Below are 16,438 nucleotides of genomic sequence, written 5' to 3'. Positions count from 1 at the left end.
ACCGGGGCGGCGGTTCAATTTCGAGAATGACCGCATGACGTTCGATCGACGCGATATCCTGCGCGCCACGGCGCTGGGCGGGGCGGGGTGGCTGGCGGGGTGTACCGCCGGGCCGCTGGCGCCAAGACGTGCGCCGCAGATGGCTTTCCCGGGCGTACTGCCCAGGATAGGCACCACGCCCGCGAACGCCAGCGACCCGCTGATGGACGATATCCAGCGGCGCACCGTCAGCTATTTCTGGAATACGACCGACCAGGTGACGGGCCTCGCCCCCGATCGCTGGCCGACCCCCAGCTTCGCCTCGATCGCGGCGGTCGGCTTTGCCTTGACCACCTATCCGATCGCGGCGACGCGCGGCTGGATCACGCGGGCCGCCGCCGCGCAGCGGACGCTGGCGACGCTGCGCTTTTTCGCGAATGCGCCGCAAGGCCCCGACAAGGAGGGGATGAGCGGCTATAAGGGCTTTTTCTACCATTTCCTGGGCGTCACCAAGGGGCATCGCTTCGCCAAGACCGAGCTGTCGACGATCGACACGGCGCTCCTGCTGGGTGGCGTGCTCTTCGCGCAGACCTGGTTCGACGACGAAACCGACCCGGCCGAGCGCGAAATCCGGGCGCTGGCCGATCAGCTTTACCGCGCGGTTGAATGGGACTGGATCACGCCGCGCAAGCCGTTCGTGTCGATGGGCTGGCATCCCGAGAGCGGGTTCATCGGCTCGGACTGGAATATCTATAACGAGAGCCTGATCCTCTACGTCCTGGCGCTCGGCTCACCGACGCATGCGTTGCCACCGACGACCTGGGACGCGTGGACCGCCAAGTTTGACCCGTCCTGGGACGAGAAATATGACGACCCGTTCACCGCCTTTCCGCCCCTGTTCGGGCATCAATATAGCCAGGTGTGGATCGACTTTCGCGATCTGATGGACACCTATTCCAAGCGGCGCGGGTTCGGCTATTTCGAGAATAGCCGCCGCGCGACCTATGCGCAGCGCCGCTATGCCATCAACAATCCCGGACGCTGGCGCGGCTATGGCGAGAATGTCTGGGGGCTGACCGCGTGCGACGGGCCGGGCGATTTCGTCCGCGAGATCGACGGGCGCAAGCGCCAGTTCTTCTCCTACTCCGCGCGGGGACCCGGTGACCGCGACGACGGGACGATCGCGCCGACCGCGGCGCTGGGATCGATCGCATTCGCACCGGAGATCGTGCTGCCTGCGGCGCGGGCGATGTATTCGACCTATGGCACCGCCATCTACGACCGCTACGGCTTTCGCGACAGCTTCAACCCGACGTTGACCCTGACCGACGTCAAGCTGCAGCACGACAAGGTGGTGCCCTATATCGGCTGGGTCGCGGACGATTATCTCGGCATCGACCAGGGGCCGATCGCCTGCATGATCGAAAACTGGCGCAGCGGGCTGGTCTGGAAGACGATGCAGAAGAACCCCTATATCCGCGCAGGGCTCGAGCGGGCCGGGTTCACCGGCGGCTGGCTGTCATCGGCATAAGCGACTGGCGTCGGGGCGAACGTTGCTCCGGCTTTGTCCTCAGGCGTTCAGCCAATCCGCCGTAATTTCCCCGCTATGCCCCTCCGGCGCCAGCGCGGCGCGGAGAGCTTCCAGCAGGGGCGGCAGCCCTTGCATGAAGGCATAGGGCGGATTGACGATGAAGAGGCCTGCGCCGTTGTAGATACCGGGCTGGTCGGCGTCATAAATCCAATGTTCCACCGACAGGAACTTGGGGATGCCGAGATTGCGCAGATCGTGCTTCCAGCGCTGGTGAGTCGCGCGGTCCTTCAGCGGATACCAGACGACCGTCACGCCATGCGCCCATTTGCGGTGTGCTGCCGCCAGCGTCGCGGTGATGCGGGCGCGTTCGTCGGTCTGTTCATAGGGTGGATCGACCACCACCACGCCGCGCGGCGTGCGGGTCGGCAGCATCGCCAGCCACAGCTCATAGGCATCGCGCTCATGCACGGCCGCAGGGGTACCGCGCATCGCGCCGCGCAGCTCCCGCACGTCCTCGGGATGCTTTTCGTTAAGGATCAGCACATCCTGCGGGCGCAGGAGTTGCGCCAGGAACCGTGGCGAGCCGGGATAGAGGCGCGGCTCCGCCTCGACATTTACGGCCCGCACCGCCGCGCGATAGTCGTCCAGCAACGGGTTCGCATCTGCAAATGCCCGCACCACGCCGTGCGCGGCCTCGCCGGTGCGTTGCGCCTGCTCGCCGCCCAGGTCGTACAGCCCGCAACCGGCATGGGTGTCGATCAGGGTCAACGCACCCTCTTTTTGCTGCAAGGCCCGGACCAGCGCGATCAGCAGGCTGTGCTTCACGACATCGGCGCTGTTGCCAGCATGGAAGGAGTGGCGATAATTCATTCGAAATCCAGAAACCTGCCGATGGGGCGCATTACTAAGCGACCTGTTCGGCGCTCATAGGAGAGCCGGGGAGGGGGCGTCAAAGCCGCACTGTATCGCCTGCGCGGGAGCTAGGTGTTTGATCCCGGCATTTGATGGTGCATCATCGGCGCAAGCCTGGAAGGAAGCCTTATGGGACAGGTTTTACACGGGAGCGCCCGCACGACAGAGGCAGTCCGTCGAGCGATACAGCATAGTCAAGAGAGCCTGAGGGTTCTGGCGAAGCGCCACGGGATCAACCAAAAAACCGTGGCGAAGTGGAAGAAGCGCACAGCGGTCAAGGATCTGCCGACCGGACCGAAGAATCCGCACTCCACGGTACTGACCATCGAGGAGGAGGCTGTCATCGTGGCCTTCCGCCGGCATACGTTACTGCCGCTGGATGACTGCCTCTACGCGCTTCAGGCGACGATCCCACACCTGACGCGCTCGTCGTTGCATCGCTGTCTACAGCGTCACGGGATCAGCCGCCTGCCCGAGGTCACCGGCGACAAGGCTCCGAAACGCAAGTTCAAGACGTACCCGATCGGCTACTTCCACATCGACATTGCCGAGGTTCAGACTGCCGAAGGCAAACTACGACTGTTCGTTGCAATCGACCGGACCAGCAAGTTCGCGTTCGTCGAATTGCATCAGGAAGGCGGCAAGATGATCGCGGCGCAGTTCCTGCGCAATCTGGTCGCGGCCGTGCCCTATCGTATCCACATCGTGCTGACAGATAACGGCATCCAGTTCACCAACCACGCTCATCACAAATATGCCTTCCACCACATCTTCGACCGCGTGTGCGAGGAGAACGGCATCGAGCACCGGCTGACAAAGGTAAAGCATCCGTGGACCAACGGGCAGGTGGAACGGATGAACCGAACCATCAAGGACGCGACCGTCAAGCGCTATCACTACGACAGCCACGACCAGCTACGGCAACATCTCGGCGACTTCGTCGCCGCCTACAACTTCGGCCGCAGACTCAAGACCCTCACACCCTACGAAGCCATCTGCAAGGTATGGCAGAACGAGCCCGCTCGGTTTATATCAAATCCGCACCATCAAATGCCGGGATCAAACACCTAGGCCGGATCGACATTTATGTTATTCCTCCCCTGTAAGGGGAGGTGGCAGGCTGAAGGCCTGACGGAGGGGTGTCCCGGTTGGAGAGGTTGGACCTCCATTACCACCGGCGACACCCCTCCACCATCCTCTGGATGGTCCCCCTCCCCTTGCAGGGGAGGAATGTGTGGCATTTCGCCTGAATGTCGATCGGTCCTAAAGCGATAAGGTTTCGAACTGACCCGGCGCGATCCCGGCGACGGACCAGTCGCCGATGGACCAGCGGACCAGTCGGAGGGTGGGCAACCCGACCGCGGCGGTCATGCGGCGGACCTGGCGGTTGCGCCCTTCGCGGATGGTGATTTTCAACCAGCTGTCGGGAATGAGCTTGCGCTGGCGTATCGGCGGATCGCGCAGCCACAGATCGGGCGCGTCGATGCGTGCGACCTCGGCGGGCAGCGTCATGCCGTCCTTCAGCTGGACGCCGCGCCGCAAACATTCCAGTTCGGGCTCCTGCGGATCGCCTTCGACCTGCACGAGATAGGTCTTGGGCATCTTGAAGCGCGGATCGGCGATACGTGCCTGAAGCCGTCCGTCATCGCATAGCAGCAACAGGCCCTCGCTGTCGCGATCAAGCCGCCCGGCGGGGTAGACGTTCTTCACCGTGATGAAGTCCGATAGGGTAGACCGAACCGTGGGCGATCCGCGATCCGTGAATTGCGACAGGACGCCGAAGGGTTTGTTGAACAGGAGCAGCCGGGGCATGCTGTTGCCCATAACGCCCAGCTACGGTGATGTCTTGCGCCGCATGTCCCGTCGGTTAGGCTCTGTCGACGCCGGGCTGCAAGCCCGCGCGCTTGGCCGATGCTTCGACACGGCGGGCCGCAGCCTTCCGGGTCCGGACGCAACCCGTCGTCGTCACGGGCATTCGCTTCAAGACCGTGATACCGTTTTTGCGATCGATTAAGGTGATCTATCCGTTCCGAATAATCGATTGGACAGATTTTCCGTGCATGTGCGATCTTCGTTCCAGAAGACAGTACCGATTGGAAGAGGACATCGAGATGGCCGATTACGAACAGCCCAAGAGCGGTGGTTGCCCGATGGGCGGCAAGGGTGGCGGCGAGGTCAAGGCCCGGTCGCTGCTGGGACGGACCAACAAGGACTGGTGGCCCGACGCGCTGCCCATCGATATGCTCCACCAGCACGGCGTCTCGCCCGATCCGATGGGCGCAGACTTCGATTATGCCGAGGCGTTCAACACGCTCGACTATGCCGCGCTCAAGGCGGACCTGCTGGCGCTGATGACCGACAGCAAGTCGTGGTGGCCCGCCGACTACGGCCATTACGGCCCGTTCATGATCCGCATGGCGTGGCATGCCGCCGGGACCTATCGCGTGACCGATGGTCGCGGCGGGTCGTCCTCGGGGCAGCAGCGTTTCGAGCCGCTGAACTCCTGGCCGGACAACGGCAATCTCGACAAGGCGCGGCGCCTGTTGTGGCCGATCAAGCAGAAATACGGCAAGCATATCAGCTGGGCCGACCTGTTCATTCTCGCCGGCAATGTTGCGATCGAGAGCATGGGCGGGCCGACCTTCGGTTTCGCGGGCGGCCGCAAGGACGTCTATGCGTCGGAAGGTGACACCTTCTGGGGCGCGGAGGAACTGTGGGTCGACGAAGGTGCGCAGACGCGCATCACCGAGGAACTGCCCGAACTGGAGGGGCCGCTCGCGGCAATCCAGATGGGCCTCATCTACGTCAATCCCGAAGGGCCGGGCGGTGAACCCGATCCGCTGAAATCCGCGCGCGACATGAAGGCGACGTTCCAGCGGATGGCGATGAACTCGGAAGAGACTGTCGCGCTGACCGCCGGTGGCCATGCCTTCGGCAAGGCGCATGGCGCCAAGCCGCCGACGGGCTTCAAGAACCCGGCGGCCGAAGCGATCCACCAGCAGGGGCTGGGCTGGCTGACCGATAGCGAGGAGATCGGCCAGGGGCATATCACGACCTCGGGCATCGAGGGTGCGTGGTCGAACAATCCGACCAAGTGGACCGGCGACTATCTGCGCCTGCTGTTCAAATATGACTATGAACTGACGCGGAGCCCGGCGGGCGCCAAGCAGTGGACCCCGGTCAATCCGGATCCCGAGGACATGGCCCCCGACGCGCGTGACCCGAACAAGCGCGCGCCGACCATGATGACCACCGCCGACATGGCGTTGAAGATGGACCCCGAGTTCCGCGAGATCGCGCTGCGTTTCCGCGACGACCAGTCGGCGCTCGACGATGCCTTCGCCCGTGCGTGGTTCAAGCTGACCCACCGCGACATGGGGCCGAAGATTCGTTATCTCGGGCCGGAAGCGCCCGAAGAGACGCTGATCTGGCAGGACCCGGTGCCGGAAGGCACCGCGCCTTCGGACGTGGCGATCGCCGCGTTCAAGGAAGCGGTGCTGTCGAGCGGGCTGACCGTTGCACAGTTGGTCAAGACCGCCTGGGCCTCGGCATCGACCTATCGCCGGTCGGACCATCGCGGCGGCGCGAACGGTGCCCGCATCGCGCTGGCCCCGCAGAAGGATTGGGCGGTCAATGAGCCCGAGCAGTTGCAGACGGTGCTCGCCAAGCTGAACGAGCTGCGTGGCGACATCTCGCTGGCTGATGCGATCGTATTGGCCGGTTCGGCAGCGGTCGAGAAGGCCGCGCGCGATGCCGGGTTCGAGGTCAGCGTGCCCTTCCTGGGCGGTCGCGGTGACGCGACGCAGGAATGGACCGATGTCGAGAGCTTCAAGTGGATGGAGCCGCAGGCCGATGGCTTCCGCAACTATCTGAAGACCCGCAACCCGGTGAAGACCGAGGAGCTGTTGCTCGACCGTGCGGCGCTGCTCGGCCTCTCCGCGCCGGAGATGACGGTGCTGGTCGGGGGCCTGCGCGTGCTGGGCGCGAACGTCGGCGACGCAACCGAGGGCGTGCTGACCGATCGTCCGGGACAGCTGACCAACGACTTCTTCGTCAACCTGCTCGACAATGATACCTTCTGGGATCTGGTCGATGCGTCGAGCGACGAGAAGTTCATCGGCTATGATCGGGGCGGCCGCCAGGAGAAGTGGCGCGCGACCCGAACCGACCTGATCTTCGGCTCCAACTCGCAGCTGCGTGCGACCGCCGAGGTCTATGCCGAGAACGGCAATGAGGAGAAGTTCGTACGCGACTTCGTGCGGGCTTGGGTTAAGGTGATGAATGCCGATCGCTTCGACGTGACGGCCAAGCCGGTATCGGCCAACCAGGCCAGCTAAGCCGGTAGGTCGAGATGGGGGCGCGGCGTGCCCGGACGCAGGTCCGGGTCGCTGCGCCCCTTTTTCATGCGCTGGCGTGGCGGAATGCCCATGGGGTGCCAAGCCAGTGTGACCTTTGGCGCCAAAGCGTCACTATTCGGCGACGCGCCTGGGGAGCTTTGGATTAACCGGGCCTCAAGTTTCCGGGTCCAGGCGGCAACGCGCATACCATTCGGCATAATCGGTGTTGCGGATCATATAGCGGTTGAGATCCGGCGCGCCGTCGTTCCACCAGACCGGACCTCGTTCGCCCAACGCGACCTTGGCAGCATCCACCTCGGCCCGCGCATAGGCGAGGCGTGTCGCATCGCCTTCCGCCATGGCGGTTCGCACCGCGCGTCGCGCTTGCATCAGTGCATCGACCTGCATCTGCCGTTCGTCCGGGGGCAGGGCAGGATTGCTCTTGCGCCACAACCGGCCCCGGACGACGATATAGCGGCCGTCGGGCGTCGTCAGTGGCGGCTTCATGCTCTGATATGTCGTGCGGAAGTCATGCCGGTCATGATGGGCCTCTCGATCAGGGTCAGGAACAGACGATTGCCGATCAGGGTCGTTCCGGCGGCAAGGTCCTTTGCAGGCGACGTCGGAGACATTAGGTTGATCGAATGGCCGCTTTTGACGACAGCTTCGATCCCGATCTGGGGGCAGCGTGCAACCGCCTGGCGGCATGGGTGGAGGCTTTGCCCGAAGGGGCGGTGATCGATCCGGCATCCGACCTGACCGAGGACGATCTGGCCCTCATCCTTCGGCACCTCTACGCCACGCGGAGGCAGGCGCAGGCGGGGCAGCCGGTCGACCCTGCGCCGTCCCCCGCCGCGCGGGCGTCTGTTCCGGTGACGGCGAAAAGCTGACGGCCCGATCCGGCGCCGGGGAAATTTCCTTTTTCCTGAACGGCTCCGATGACGTTCGGCGGCGTTCTATCGGCTGACCGGCGTACAAACGCCGGTCGCGCGAGTGGAGCCGTCATGTCCGATCAGCCCAGCAAGTTGCACGATCCGCAGGCGATTCCGCGCGACGAACAGGCGGCGGACGATGCCCGGGCATTGCGTCCCGGCCACCCTCCGCTGGACGAATAGTCCGTGACCGATCGTGTTGAGGCCGAAGTCGTCACATTCGGCGACTTTGCCTGACGAGCGCCACCGCGCGTGCAATCCGTTTACAATCGGGAGTCCCAAGATGGATGATGAACGCCTTTGGAGCTTTGAGGAAAGCCTGTGGACCCAGGGCCCGGAGAATTACCGGGAAAAGGTCGATGCCGAGGTCGTGATGGTCCTGCCCCGGCCGCCCTTCGTCCTGACCGGCGAGGCGGCGGTATCGGCGGTGGCGGATACGCCCGTCTGGGACCATGCCGAATTGACCGAACGACAGGTCTCGCGCCCGCAGGAGGGCCTGATCGTCATCGGCTATCACGTCGCCGCCAGTCGCGGCGAAGAAGCCTATGAGGCCTATTGCACCTCGGTGATCCGGCGGCTCGAACATGAAGTCTGGCGCGTCGTGCAGCATCAGCAGACGCCGAAACTGACCAAGCCCCTGGCCGAAGCGTAACGGCGAAGCCCCGCGTCGCGGCCAGGCCCATTGGCCCGGTCGCGACGCGGGGCTTACGAAACCTTGTCGTCTGAAAAGTCTCGACCCGCTCCTGCCTGGGGGCGAACCTCGCGCGAGATCGGGTATCGACCTCAATAGGTGACGGTGACGACGACGGTGTCGGTATAGACACCGGGCGCAGGCGTTGCCTGGGCGGGCACCCGACCGTGGACGGCGAGCGCCTGGACAAGGCCGGTGCCGGAGGCTTGCACGCCGCTGTCCCAGGACGATGACTGCGCGGCGTCGCGGAACAGCCCATAGGTAATGAAGCCGCCCGACGCGCCGCGCATCCGCCGGGTGCCCGAGGCATCGGCATTGCGTCCGGCATCGAGGCGCAGGGCGTAGGGCGTCTGGTTGGTGCAGGTCAGGCTGATGCCGCTCTGCGCCGTCACGACGCGGGACAGCACGCCGGTTGGCGGAAATGTCAGGTCGGTCGCCGCCACGGTGCAGCCCTTGGCCGGGGCGGCCGTGACCTCGAAGGTCGGCCGGATCGAGGCGGAGCCCGCGAACCCCGTGCAGTTGGTACTGGTGCCGAGCAGTTCGGCCCCATAGCTGAACAAAGTGGCATTCCCGATGAAGCTGGCGCGATAGGCGCCCGGCACCGCCGTCGCCTGGCCATCGAACAGCCGCGCATAGATGCTGCGCGTCGCCGAACCGGCGCCATTGAGCAGGTTGGATATGATGATTGGCGGCACGCTGCCCAAACTGGGATTGTCCAGCGATCCCCAGGCGATCGATCGCGCCGCGTCCTGATAGAGCTGGAAGCGCAGCGATCCCGCCGGGCCCGTCATCAACCGGGCCGATCCGTCGGTGCCGCCGCTGCCCGCGCCGATGCCGGGACAGATTTTGACGACGCTGAGCAATGGAATGCCGGTGCAGGTGACGGTGACCGTGCCCGTGACGTCGACGGAGCCGCCGGACAGGAGCGAGGGGCTGCCGAAATCGATGGACGACACCGTCGCCGAACAGGTCTGGGCCTGCGCGGTGCCGGGCATCATGAGAAGGGCGAAGGCGGCCAGCAATGCGAGGAGCAACGGTTTCATGTGCTCGGCCCCGCCATCGGGGCGCAGACGGCACGGATGCGAACCTGCTCGCCCGGCTGGCTGACGAAGGGGAAACGCGCGCGGCAGCGTCGACCGTCGGGATCGGTGACGATCGCTTCGTTCTGCGCGCGAAGGGCCCCCAGGAAGGCGACGCCGTCATAGCCGACGACATCCTCCGACAATCCCGGCCGTGCAATGCCCGAGCCGAGCGGCAGCAACCGCCCGTCGCCATCGACGAACTCCACCAGTGCGGTGTCGGTCTCGCGCGCTATGCCGAACGTGACGAAGGCGGGGACGCGGGTAAAGGCCACCGCCTCGGCATGGGTGGAGTTGATGCGGGCATCGACGGGCAGCGAGGATGGGTCGATCGAGATCGCGCTCGGCTCGAACGGGGCGATGTCGGGGACCAGCAGCTTGCCGGACGCGCCGGTGGTGCCGACCAGCCGGTTCTCGCGGTAGACCCGCACGCCGCTCGCGCCCGCATCGGCCACTGCGAAGGACTGGTCGAGGCGTCGCGCGGCATAGAGATCGCCGCCGATCAGCGCGATGGCGCCCTCCGCCTGCAGGGTGCCGGAGACGTTGCCGCCCACATACAGGCCGGTCGCCTCGAACTGCGCGAAGCCGGTCGTGTGGCGGACGATGGCGTGGCCCGCTCGCTCGCGGCCGTCGGCGACTCGCACTGACCATCCCCAGGAACCGGGCTCATGCGCGCCTTGACGCGACATCTCGGCATAGCCCGAAACGCGGCCGTCCGATACGGTCGCCCCCGTCGTGACCGAGGCACGTCGTCCGAAAGGCAGGCTTGCCCCGACGAACAGGGCGAAGTTGCGGTCGCCGCTCAGGTCCGCGACGGCATTGGCGAACAGCGACAGCCGCCCGACATTGGCCGTCGAGGATAGGCTGGCGAGGCGATAGCGGTCGCCCGATGCGGTCTTGGAATTGACCAGGCTGACCCCGATCGAGGCCGATGTCGTGGCGATCGGCAGCGAGAGCGAGAACTGATCGATCTCTCGGGGGGCACCGAAGATGCGCCGATCCCCCGCCAGGACCGGGCCGAACGAGGCGGTGCGCGAGGCGAGGTCGGCATAGTGGCCAAGCGTCCGCATCGAGCGCAGGAGGATGGAAATGCCGGGACGGCGCGACTCGATGGCGATGTCGATCAGGCCGCCGGTGCCTTCGCCCGATCGGCTGACCGCTCCGGCCAGCGACAGCAGCGCCTGATCCCGCAGCGTCACGACGCTTCCCGCGCCGAGCTGCACCAGGCCCGCGCCCAGCTCGACATGGCCTTGCAGCGTCAGGCGGTCGGTTACGCCGTGCCGCGCCGACGCGGAAGCGATCAGGCGCCGGTCATAATCGTTCGACACGATCGCATAATTGCGCCGGGCAAAGCCGATCTCGGCACTGAAGTCGGTCAATCCGTCCGCCAGCAACTGGGGCGAGGCGTAGAAGGGCGCGGTCGACACCGTCTCGCGGCCCAGCGCATCGCGCACGACGACGGTGGCGATGCCGGCACCCTGCACGACCGGCGGGTGCATTACCGCATAGGGGCCCTGCGGCACAGCCGTCGACAGGGCGCGGACGCGATCGATGAACAGGTTCAGGGTCGAGGGAGCCGCCGCCGTACCACTGAGGCGCGGGACGGGCATGGTGACGAGGTCCGGGCGCATCCCGAATGTCCGCTGGATCTGAAGGCCGCCCATGCGGATCGGCCGGGTCCAGGCATGGCCGCCATTGATCGTGTCGCCCGCGCGCAGCGTCACTAGGCGGCCGGGGTCTTCATAGCTATAGGTCGTGGCCAGCCGGGTGAAGCGCATGCCCCCCGACAACAGGCCGACCGCGCTGCTCTCGAACAGGCCGAACGCGCCGAAGACGCGCGTGCCGAACGCGCCCGACGCGCCGGTGAAGCGCGGCCCGACCGCGCTTCGGTCGCCGCTGGCGAACAACGTATAGTCGAGCACCGCCCCGAAGGGCGGTCGTTCGGGCGTCGTGATGGTCCGATCGCCGCGCCCCCCGTCGATCAATGTCGGGCGCTGTACGGTCGGTCCCGCGGCCAGCCACATCACCTGGCGCATCTCTTCATAGCGGTAACGAAGGCCTTCGATGCGTTCGAGGGGGACATCGCCGGCGCCCGCCTCGGCGGGCACCCGGACGCCCAGCGTCCGCAACTGGGCGACGGGGGCCGTGAACCCGCCATCGGGGCGCTGCGTGAACGAGGCGACATAGCCGGTGGGCTTCTCGTTCAGATAGACCTCGAGCTGGAGCGCCTGTTCCTGGCGACTGGGATCGACATCGACACCGACACGAAGGGTGTCGCTGTCCTGCGCCCATGCCGCCTTCGCGCAGCCCAGCGTGACCAGGAGAATCCAGGCCAGTTCACCGGCGCGGCTGGGTCGCAAGGGAGACCTCGATCGGGCCACCATCGGACACCGCCCGCATCCGCAGGTCGGTTTCGCTCGGCAGGGCGGTGCCGGGGTTCAGCGGAATGCGAAGCTCCGACCCGGCCAGCACATAGCCGACCAGACCTGACCGGGCGAGAAGCTGCTGGCTACCCGCGATCAGCTGAAGGTCGGCAACACGCAGGCGCCGATTGCCCTTGTTGCGCCCGAGCAGGGCCGCGCCGTTCCCCGTCCGGTCGATCCGCCATTCGACATCGGGGGTCCGGCGGGGAATGTCGGAGAAGAAGGCGGGGATCGACTGGCGGACGACCAGATTGACGGTGCCCGGCCGCGCCTGGGTGGGTTCGGGCACCTCGTCGATGAGGACCCGGTACGCCTCCTCGCCCACCGGCGCGGCCTTAGCGGTGCGTACGACGCGGACCAGATATTGCTGTTGCGGCGCCAGGGTCGAGAAGGGCGGGCTGGCGACGACGTCGCTGGTCGGGGTCAGCACATCGGTGCCGTCGCGCGATGTCCATCTCATCACCCGGACCTGGACACGCACCGGCCTTTGTTCGGCATTGGTCAGCGTCAGGGAGGTCGTGCGCGCGCCCGGCAACGGATCGATCGCAACCGGCGCCACCCGGATGTCGGAAGCGTGGCCGATCGCCGGGATCGCCAGCATCATCGCCGCTGCCGCGAGGGACGCCTTCATGCGCGCTTCTCCTGCGGCCCCATCAGTATGTCACCGTGACCTGGACGGTGTCCGTATAGCTTCCCGCCGCGGGCGTGGTCTGGGGTGGGACGCGTCCATAGACGGTCAGCGACTGCACCGCGCCATTGCCGATCCCGGCCAGCGTGTCGGTGCCTGCGGTATTGCCCCATATCTGGGACCGGGCAGGGTCGCGGAACAGTTCGTAGACCACCGTCGCGCCCGAGCCGGACGTCATCCGCCGTGTAGCCACCGTCGCCCCCGTACCCGCCCCGGCATTGAGGCCGATATTATAGGGCGTCGTGTTGGTACACTGGACACCGATGGTGCTGGTCGAGGTGATCGCCGTCTGGATCACGCCGGTATTGCCGAAGGCGAGGTCGCTGGCCGAGGTCAGCCGACACTCGGCCTGGATCGTCATCGATACCTGGAACTGCGTGCTCTGCTGTGCGGCGGCCGGATCGGCGATCGCGATGCTGGCCAGCGCAGTCAGGCCGAGGGGAGCGAGATAGGATTTCACGGTCGTGGTGCCTCCAAATCACTCTCCGAAAAAAGCGCAACGAGGTTACCGAGCCGCTAAAGCTTCGGAATCGGACGAGATTTTGGATTGGCGCGTCGCTTGACAGGGCTGGTCACGGCGGCCCGTGCCTTTGCCCGGTTGCCATGCTAGAGGCTGGCGGCATGTCGAAATCCCAGATTCAGGCCGGTAGCGTGACCGTCGACGGCGTCACCTATGACTGGCGCCTCCATTGCGAGCCTCATCTGTCGGACGATGAGGGGTGGAAAGGCATGACCATCGCGCTTGTCGAACAAGGCGCCAAGCGCGAGGCGCAGATGGAATTTCCGGCCCCCAAGCGCTTGCTGAAGGGGTTGCCGCGCGGGCGGCTCCAACTGGATGACGCGACGATGTCGCGGTGCGTACGCTCGGCACTCGCCGCCGGTTGGGACCCCAATTCGCGCGGCAAGCCGATCGTGTTCACGGTCGACGCCGAGGGCAACTGACGCGGCTTGGCGCTTTTCGGGGAGAAGCGCTAAGCCTCCGGCAAAATCAGGTCGAAGGCGGCGGTGGCCATGACCCGGCCGTTGACCAGCAGTTCCACCGCGTGGCGGCCCGGGTAATGGCGCCGCGTGCTGAAATCCCGGATCGTCTGCCCGATACGCAGCGTCGCCGTTGCCGATCCGGCCAGATCGAAGGTCTTGAGCTTGAAGACCTTGGCCGCCGTTTTGCCCCCGGCCCGCGCATAATGGAGCCGGTAATCGACGACGAGGCGCTGGCTGGCCTCGGCCAGGGACGTCAGATCGACTGTGATCGCGATCGCTTCGCCGAGCGACACGACGGGCGGCGTGACCGCAAAGCGTTCGACCCGAGCGTTTGCGCCATGTCCGGCCCCGATCATCGCCAGGGCACGCCGGTCGCCTTTCTTTATCAGCGTGCGCAACGCATGGCGGATGATCCACGCCGTGCGCGGCGCGCCACCGTCCCATTGCTGCAGGTGATCGAGCAGCCAGTCCGGGCGATCCTTGCCGATGTCGTTCAGATGGTTGGCGACCGACTTGCGGACATAGGGGCTGGGATCGTCCCGCAGTGCGTCGAGGATCGGCGCGGCAAGGGTGGGATCGGCTTTCAGCGCGGGGACGCGTGATCCCCAGGGCAGGCGGGGGCGGCTTCCCTCGCTGGCCAGGCGGCGGACATGCGCATCGTCATGGGTGGTCCAGCATTGCATCCGTGCCAGCGTCCGCTCCGGATCGGCGGCGAGGAAGGGGCGTATGGCGAACTCCGCCGAACCGAAGCGGGTCAGATCGGCGAGCGCCGCCATCGACCGTTCGAAATCCTGTCGCCCATAACGCGCGACGAATTCGGTCACGGCGATCGCCTGAAAGCTGTGGGTCAGGCGCGGCGCAATGGCGCGGACGATGCCGAGCGCGGTCGCGTAATCGGTCGGAAGGGCCGTATGGAGCGCATCCGCGATGTGGCGGACACGCTCCATGATCGACAGCGGGTCCAGCCCCGCCAGCGCGGTATCGACAAAGGCCGCTCGATCGAACACCGACGCCGCGGCTTCGCCCGCATCTGCGATGATCGCCACCGCCTCGGGGCCCAGAATGTCCTTCATCAGGGGATAGGTTTTGGGTTCGCTCATGATGGGCGATGATCTGCCCGCGATATCGCTGCCGATCCAGCGGCTATTGCACCGTCACCATCGTCACCGAACGGGCCGGAACGGTCAGCGTCACGCGGTCGCCGTTGATCGCGATCCCCCGCACCGGCGTCGGTAGAAAGGGATCGGGCTGTCCGAACTCCACCTTCCGGTCGATCCGGTCGGCGGTGATCGCGGAGGCCTGCGCGCGCCGACCGGACAGGCCGCTCGCCACCACGTCGATGGGAGCGGGCTTGTCCGGATCGAGATTGACGATCGAAAGGTGCAGCTTGCCCGCCGCATCGCGCGAGGCCGAGGCGCTGATCGTCGGCAGGCGCGTCGTCCCCTGGACATAATCGGGCGTATCGACATCGACGGGTATTTGCGTCGCGCCCTGATGCACCTTGTACAGGTCGAAGACGTGCCAGGTCGGCGTCACGACCATCTCCTTGCCGCGCGTCAGGATCAACGACTGGATGACGTTCACCATCTGCGCGATATTGGCCATCCGCACGCGGTCGGCATGATTGTTGAAGATGTTGAGGCTCAGCCCGGCGATTACCGCATCGCGCAGCGTGCTTTCCAGATAGAGGGCGGAGGGCGCGTCCTTTTCGCTGTTGAACCAGGCGCCCCATTCGTCGACGACCAGCGCGACCTTCTTCTCGGGGTCGTGCCGGTCCATGATCGCAGCGTGGCGACGGACCATCTCGTCGGTCAGTTGCGCCCGCCCCAACGCCCTGGCCCAGTCGTCGCGGTTAAAGCCGACATTGCGGCCCTTGGCGTACCAGTCATTGCCGGTGAAGGTATAGAAATGAAGCGACAGCCCCCACAGAAGCGGCCGGGGATTGATATAGGCGAGGGGGGTGGGATGGGGCCGTGACTTCATCGTTCCGGCCATGACCTTTTCGGTCCACTCATAATCGTCCGTGTCCGCGCCGACGGCGATCAGCTTGACCGGATCGCCGTGGAAGGTGCGCAGATTGGCGGCATATTGACGATACTGGGCAACATAGGTCTCGGCCGTCATCTTGCCGCCGCAGCCCCAGCTTTCGTTGCCGACGCCGACATAGGGCACCGACCATGGCGCGGCATGGCCGTTGGCGGCCCGCTCCGCCCCGGCCGAGCTTTCGGCGGGGGCGGTCATGTAGCGCAGCCACTCGTCGGCCTCGCGCACGCTGCCCGATCCGACATTGACGGAGACGAAGGACCTGGCCCCGATCTGGTCCAGAAAGTCCATGAATTCGTGCGTGCCGAAGGCGTTGGTATCGGGCACGTTGCCCCAGGCCGCGTTGATGCTGCGCGGCCGTTTGTCGCGCGGGCCGATGCCGTCGCGCCAGTGATAGCCGTCGGCGAAACATCCGCCGGGCCAGCGGATCACGGGCACTTTCACCTGTCGCAAAGCCTGGGTCACGTCGTTGCGGATGCCGCGCGTATTGGGAATGGACGAGTCCTCACCGACCCAGATTCCTTCATACACGCCGCGTCCGAGATGTTCGACAAATTGCCCGTAAATCTCCGGCGCGATCCGGGGACCGGCGCGATCGGTATGCAGCAGCAGGGTGGTGCGAGGCGCGGCGGCTTGAAGGGCGGCAGGGCTTGCCTGGACCACCGCAGGCGTAGCCGCCAACGCCAATACCAGCCTGACAGCCCATGCAAAGCGGCGCATCATGGTCATCGTCCCCACCCGTCATCCTCCCCAGGAATCGTTATGTTGTAAGACTAATAGGGCGCGCGCACGGGGGCAACCTATCGCCGATCCGTCACGACAGACATCGAGAACGCTGGCAG

15 protein-coding genes are annotated in these 16,438 nt (G+C 65.8%); 6 read left to right on the top strand and 9 right to left on the bottom strand.

Features of this window, described 5'->3' with window-relative positions; all coding sequences use genetic code 11:
• Positions 1 to 34 precede the first annotated feature (34 nt).
• On the top strand, positions 35 to 1,510 hold the full coding sequence (locus tag AC1GI4_RS03860) for a glucoamylase family protein (RefSeq protein ID WP_479630344.1): 1,476 nt from the start codon (positions 35 to 37) through the stop codon (positions 1,508 to 1,510).
• Between the two features lie 39 nt (positions 1,511 to 1,549).
• Here AC1GI4_RS03860 and AC1GI4_RS03855 read toward each other — a convergent pair whose 3' ends face one another.
• Entirely contained in the window at positions 1,550 to 2,380 is an 831-nt protein-coding gene (locus tag AC1GI4_RS03855; protein ID WP_433910946.1) for a 23S rRNA (adenine(2030)-N(6))-methyltransferase RlmJ, read from the bottom strand.
• 171 nt (positions 2,381 to 2,551) lie between these two features.
• On the opposite strand from AC1GI4_RS03855, the gene AC1GI4_RS03850 reads away from it, so the two are divergent.
• On the top strand, positions 2,552 to 3,493 hold the full coding sequence (locus AC1GI4_RS03850; RefSeq protein ID WP_479628618.1) for an IS481 family transposase: 942 nt from the start codon (positions 2,552 to 2,554) through the stop codon (positions 3,491 to 3,493).
• Positions 3,494 to 3,685: 192 nt separating this feature from the next.
• On the opposite strand, the gene AC1GI4_RS03845 is transcribed toward AC1GI4_RS03850, so the two are convergent.
• Positions 3,686 to 4,234, bottom strand: a complete 549-nt coding sequence (locus AC1GI4_RS03845; protein WP_479628617.1) for a pseudouridine synthase — start codon at positions 4,232 to 4,234, stop codon at positions 3,686 to 3,688.
• A 299-nt stretch (positions 4,235 to 4,533) separates the two neighbouring features.
• Here AC1GI4_RS03845 and katG point away from each other — a divergent pair, with 299 nt between their 5' ends.
• The gene (katG, locus tag AC1GI4_RS03840) at positions 4,534 to 6,759 is read left to right on the top strand and encodes a catalase/peroxidase HPI (protein WP_479630343.1); all 2,226 of its coding nucleotides are present in this window, start codon (positions 4,534 to 4,536) and stop codon (positions 6,757 to 6,759) included.
• Positions 6,760 to 6,933: 174 nt separating this feature from the next.
• On the opposite strand, the gene AC1GI4_RS03835 is transcribed toward katG, so the two are convergent.
• Positions 6,934 to 7,266 (bottom strand): hypothetical protein, encoded by a 333-nt coding sequence (locus AC1GI4_RS03835; RefSeq protein WP_479628616.1) that lies wholly within the window; start codon positions 7,264 to 7,266, stop codon positions 6,934 to 6,936.
• A 137-nt stretch (positions 7,267 to 7,403) separates the two neighbouring features.
• On the opposite strand from AC1GI4_RS03835, the gene AC1GI4_RS03830 reads away from it, so the two are divergent.
• Entirely contained in the window at positions 7,404 to 7,649 is a 246-nt protein-coding gene (locus AC1GI4_RS03830; RefSeq protein ID WP_479628615.1) for a hypothetical protein, read from the top strand.
• Positions 7,650 to 7,974: 325 nt separating this feature from the next.
• Positions 7,975 to 8,343 (top strand): DUF4440 domain-containing protein, encoded by a 369-nt coding sequence (locus tag AC1GI4_RS03825; RefSeq protein WP_294270893.1) that lies wholly within the window; start codon positions 7,975 to 7,977, stop codon positions 8,341 to 8,343.
• A gap of 131 nt (positions 8,344 to 8,474) precedes the next feature.
• On the opposite strand, the gene AC1GI4_RS03820 is transcribed toward AC1GI4_RS03825, so the two are convergent.
• The 4 genes from AC1GI4_RS03820 to AC1GI4_RS03805 are packed head-to-tail and all read right to left on the bottom strand — an operon-like array spanning position 8,475 to position 13,032.
• Positions 8,475 to 9,425 (bottom strand): Csu type fimbrial protein, encoded by a 951-nt coding sequence (locus AC1GI4_RS03820; protein ID WP_479628614.1) that lies wholly within the window; start codon positions 9,423 to 9,425, stop codon positions 8,475 to 8,477.
• Complete coding sequence (locus AC1GI4_RS03815) at positions 9,422 to 11,821, bottom strand: fimbria/pilus outer membrane usher protein (protein ID WP_479628613.1); 2,400 nt, start codon at positions 11,819 to 11,821, stop codon at positions 9,422 to 9,424. The genes AC1GI4_RS03820 and AC1GI4_RS03815 overlap by 4 nt, the downstream gene beginning before the upstream one ends.
• Positions 11,799 to 12,515 (bottom strand): fimbrial biogenesis chaperone, encoded by a 717-nt coding sequence (locus AC1GI4_RS03810; protein ID WP_479628612.1) that lies wholly within the window; start codon positions 12,513 to 12,515, stop codon positions 11,799 to 11,801. The genes AC1GI4_RS03815 and AC1GI4_RS03810 overlap by 23 nt, the downstream gene beginning before the upstream one ends.
• 22 nt (positions 12,516 to 12,537) lie before the next feature.
• A complete protein-coding gene (locus tag AC1GI4_RS03805; RefSeq protein WP_294270904.1) occupies positions 12,538 to 13,032 on the bottom strand; it encodes a Csu type fimbrial protein in 495 nt (164 codons plus the stop codon).
• Between the two features lie 161 nt (positions 13,033 to 13,193).
• Between AC1GI4_RS03805 and AC1GI4_RS03800 the strand changes: the two genes are divergently transcribed.
• Complete coding sequence (locus AC1GI4_RS03800) at positions 13,194 to 13,514, top strand: hypothetical protein (RefSeq protein WP_433910938.1); 321 nt, start codon at positions 13,194 to 13,196, stop codon at positions 13,512 to 13,514.
• A gap of 29 nt (positions 13,515 to 13,543) precedes the next feature.
• Here the strand turns inward: AC1GI4_RS03800 and AC1GI4_RS03795 are convergent, their stop codons facing one another.
• Positions 13,544 to 14,653, bottom strand: a complete 1,110-nt coding sequence (locus tag AC1GI4_RS03795) for a DNA alkylation repair protein (protein ID WP_479628611.1) — start codon at positions 14,651 to 14,653, stop codon at positions 13,544 to 13,546.
• Positions 14,654 to 14,696: 43 nt separating this feature from the next.
• The gene (locus AC1GI4_RS03790; RefSeq protein ID WP_479628610.1) at positions 14,697 to 16,319 is read right to left on the bottom strand and encodes an alpha-N-arabinofuranosidase; all 1,623 of its coding nucleotides are present in this window, start codon (positions 16,317 to 16,319) and stop codon (positions 14,697 to 14,699) included.
• Between the last annotated feature and the right edge of the window lie 119 nt (positions 16,320 to 16,438).

It is taken from the genome of Sphingomonas sp. 77B (assembly GCF_056497825.1).
Note: the sequence above shows the minus strand (reverse complement) of the source record. Positions and strands in the feature narration are given on the sequence as shown.